Consider the following 3,592-nt stretch of genomic DNA (forward strand, 5'->3'; position numbering starts at 1 on the left):
CCGTTTCCATTTACATGATTCATTTAAATGTAGATGGATTTACCCATCATTAAACACGTCTTTCGATTCATTTCGAAAGACGTGTTTTTTGTTATTCATAAAAAGGTTCTGTATAAGGTCCTTGGCTGAATATAATCTCATATCGCCTCTTATAAAAAGTGCGACTTGAGCGACTACAAATAGTCCAAGCCTATCAGATTAATTCTTAAGCAATCAGAAGTTTCTCATTCATGTCTTCGAAACCATTCAATATCAACTGATAATAGAAGGGAGAAATTAATGAAGGTTTACCATATCCGGTCATTGGAGCAATTGAAACCTTATCAGAAAATGTGGGATCACATTTTGKATGTTAATCAGAACGATAACCCATTCATTGAATTTCAATGGATAGAGAATTGGTGGAAATACCTTGGGCGCAATCGGGGAGTCGAAATTATCGTCGTAGAAAAAGCAGATAACGTGATTGCCTTTTTCCCTTTGCAAATCACTCACATGATGAAGTCGACCGTCATTGAGTTCCTCGGGCGTGGTGAAGCGCATTACATGGATATCGTCGTATACGATGATGAAAGAGAACAAGTGATTCAATATGTTTTCGATGAATTAATGGAGTCGATGCCGAAATGTATCTTTAATTTACATGGGTTATTATCAAGCAGCCCTACAACCAATATGTTGAGTTTGTATCTTGCTAAAAGAAAGTGTGAACCCACCATATTTTCAATTGTTACGCCTTTCGTGAAAACGGACACGCTCAATCTCGAAGATTACTTGAAAAAAAGAAGCAAAATTCACGGTCTCAATCGCAGGGAAAAGAGACTTCGTTATTTAGGACATCCAAAAGTAATGACTAGCAATCCAGATGAAATCGAACAAGTTTTTACGCTACATGATAAGCGATGGAGAAAGATGGACGAGACCAATTTCACGGATGAAGAACATCAGATGTTTTACAGTGCTTTATTAAACTGTGAAGATGGACCGATGAAAGCTAAAGTGGAAGGCTTATATTTGGATGATCAAATGATTGCGTTCTCTTACGTATTTAAGTGCAGAGGTCGACATGTCGGTTATTTGAACGGGCACGATCCTGACTACAGCCTTTATGGACCTGGAACAATCCTCGATAAAGAATTGATCACTAGAAGCCAAAATAATAATGATTTGAGAATTTATGACTTGAGTAGTGGCTACGAGCCCTATAAGTTCGACTGGAATACGGGAGTAGACTACACGAACAATTTCTTGTTTTCTTCTAATGAATGGCAAACTCAAATGGTCTTCCAACTGATCAAAGGTAAGGGGTATGTAAAAGAAATTTTAAAGAAGAACTATAAAGTATTGTTATTTAAAAATGAGTTTCTTGGAAAAAATCTGCATTTTTTTCGGAATGCTAGCTTCAGGGATTGGGTAAAAGCGTTTAGCAGCCAAGTCGGTAAAATTTATTCGAAGAAATCGGTCGAGATTTATCAACAAAAGCAAGGTACTGAAGATTCGCTGGATTATCAAATACTTATCTATCCCGAAGCACGAAAACGACATCACGACCTGAAGCAAACGAATAAATGGTTTTATAATGGGTTCACCCCCTATGGTGATACCAATGTTTCGATGTTTTGGGTTCATCCAAATGTTATACGTGTAGATGAAGTTGATTACTTGCAGGAGTTGCCAAAAAACAGTGCGTATATTGCAGAGTGGCAAATTCATAAGTTGTCGAGTGTATGTTCATTTTTGCGGCAAGATAATGGAGTTCAGGACATTTTTCTTCATACCACAAAGAAAGATGAAGTGACTATGAAACATCTTCAACAATTAGGTTTCACTCATGTCAGCAGTATCAAGAAAAGAAATTTGTTATTTAAGCCATCTACACAAGTTTTAACTAATTCAACAAGCAAGCAGTGAGCTTGGCTGAGTTGTTGGAGTAAAAATGGACATGCAACCGTAAATTGGCTATGGGGGAGAACATGTGAAAGCATATTCTGATTACGTATCAAAACATCGGATAGGAAAGCTTATAATATGGTTTAGAAATGTGCAAAGAAACAAAGAGAGAAAAAATCGATAAGTCATTACTCTTAGCTTCCTAAAATACATCTTGTGTACCATCTGCCTGACCACTACCATAAAGTGGCAGGTTTTTTTTTTGTTAATGAACTTTTTCGACAGTACGATGTCTAATACATAACAGAGGTTGAAATGAGGGGTCGATTTGGGGGAAATTGAAATCGTCAAACGGGCAATTGCTGGAGATGATGAATCATTCCTGCTCGTAATGCAATTCAATAAAGAAGCATTGTACCGGACAGCATTCGCTTTTTTGAGAAATGAACATGATGCTCTGGAAGCCATGCAGGAAGTCACCTACAGAGCATATAAAAAAATTCATACAGTAAAAGAACCTTCCTACATTAATACATGGCTGACTCGTATCATGATGAATTATTGCCAGGATCAATTGAAAAAGAAAAAGCGTTTCTCAAATTCTGAACTAATTAATGAAATATCCGTTAATAATGATTTGGTTCAATTTGAATTGCAGGAAGCCTTAAGTAAGTTATCTGAGCAGGAGCAGCAATTGGTGTATATGAAGTATTTTCAAGATACAAAGATTAAGGACATTGCGGTGATAGAAAATATACCTGAGGGAACCGTCAAATCCCGTCTTCACAAAATCATGAAAACGTTGCGCCAACATCTTACGGAGAAAGGGGAAGTGGATCATGTTTGAAAACGAGGAAGAGAAATTGGCAGAACTTCGACGTCAGCTTGAACACATCAGTATTCCTACCGAACAGCTGGACGGAGCAATAGGGCAAGGCTATGAACGTGCAAAGCTTGAAAAAGTGAAAAAGAAAAAGAGAAAAATACGAAATTATGGAATGCTTGCAGCAGCTGCACTTCTCATGGTTACATTGGCCACATCCATAAGGGTGTCGCCAGCTTTTGCAAATGCGGTTTCATCTATACCTGGACTGGAAAAAATTGTTGCAATGATTCACTATGATAAGGGCTTAACGTCTGCTATTAAAAATGACTATTACCAAGAAATTAATGCTTCTCAAACCAAGGAAGATTTAACACTTACAATTGACGGTGTCATTTTGGATGAATCGGGGATGAATGTTTTTTATACCATCAATTCTGAAAAAACCATACAGAATGTTCGGGTTAGAAATGTAGAATTAAGGAACGACGAAATTATTTCGCCTAGTAGTTCTTTTAGTATCTCAGCTAATAATCAAGCTGTTAAAGAGTTTAGTAATAAAATCGATTTTCATTTTCAAGAGCCAACGAAGTTTAATGATTTATCATTTTCACTCTTGATGACAATTGAGAATGAAGGAAAGGAAATAGAATTTATTATTCCATTTACTGTTCCCAAAAATGTTAAACCGAGCATTAATTTTGTATTAAAGAAAGAAGTAGAAATTGAAAATCAAAAGTTTACTATTGAAGAGGTAACGATCAATCCTCTCCGTGTAGATGTTCGAATTTCAATAAATCCAAATAACTCGAAAAAAATCCTTCAATTTCCGGATTTACATTTAGAAGATGAAAATGGAGAGATTTGGGGCTCTAGAAG

At 36.5% G+C, this 3,592-nt stretch carries 3 protein-coding genes; all 3 read left to right on the forward strand.

All coding sequences use genetic code 11. The features are described 5' to 3' along the window. Positions 1-279: 279 nt before the first annotated feature. On the forward strand, positions 280-1,911 hold the full coding sequence (locus AC1DSL_RS16415; RefSeq protein WP_477533013.1) for a GNAT family N-acetyltransferase: 1,632 nt from the start codon (positions 280-282) through the stop codon (positions 1,909-1,911). 307 nt (positions 1,912-2,218) lie between these two features. Further along, entirely contained in the window at positions 2,219-2,737 is a 519-nt protein-coding gene (locus tag AC1DSL_RS16420; protein ID WP_477533014.1) for a sigma-70 family RNA polymerase sigma factor, read from the forward strand. After that, positions 2,730-3,592, forward strand: an 863-nt coding sequence (locus AC1DSL_RS16425) for a DUF4179 domain-containing protein (RefSeq protein WP_477533015.1), incomplete at its 3' end; no start/stop codon positions are given. The genes AC1DSL_RS16420 and AC1DSL_RS16425, both read left to right, overlap by 8 nt.

It is taken from the genome of Paenisporosarcina sp. P4_D4, assembly GCF_056401835.1.